The organism is Psychrobacter sp. 1Y4 (assembly GCF_051847555.1).
Map to the genome: position 1 here is coordinate 1 of NZ_JBPYDE010000788.1, position 616 is coordinate 616.

General features: G+C 44.0%; 1 protein-coding gene. It reads right to left on the reverse strand.

What is annotated here, in order from left to right; all coding sequences use genetic code 11:
- Positions 1–321 (reverse strand): FAD-binding oxidoreductase (locus ACS8FC_RS18890; RefSeq protein WP_439297919.1); only part of this gene is annotated, 321 nt, incomplete at its 3' end.
- Positions 322–616: the final 295 nt, after the last annotated feature.

Sequence of the window (616 nt, forward strand, 5' to 3'; positions counted from 1 at the left end):
CATGCTGACGACAATCTCGCCATTGGCAGCAACTGCGCCTGCAGAGAGTCCGGTACGACCACCACTAGGCGTTAGGACGACGTTATGCTCATTAGCCAGCAGGACGATGGCTTGAACTTGTTCGGTGGTCTTTGGAAAGACGATGGCTGCTGCTGCTGGGGCGAAGTGCTTGGTCCAGTCTTTGCCCCAGTGCTCTAGACTCTCTGCGTCAGTTTTGATTTGGGCGGGGTCAAATTGATGGGTATCAGTCAGCGTGCTTAGGATCGTTTGCACAGCGTTGGTATGGGCTTGGGAGGTGGACTGTTCAGTAGTTAGCGTCATGGTCAAATCTCAATATTAGCGTAAGCACGATGTTGGGACTGTTTATTATATAGCGAAATGACTATAAATTCAGTGAGGAGTCGGCTCGTGATGGCAATAAGTGGGTGATAGTTTTTAAATAAAAAATGATACAAATAATAAAAAGTGGTTTGTTTGATTTCAAACCGAATGATTCACTATAGCATAAAAATTTTTCAGGCTTGATAATCAATAATTCATCTAATCTGCTAACATCGGCGTCAAATTTTGTGTAAGATATCGGGACTGTTTTCGTTTCATCCATCACAGATTATCT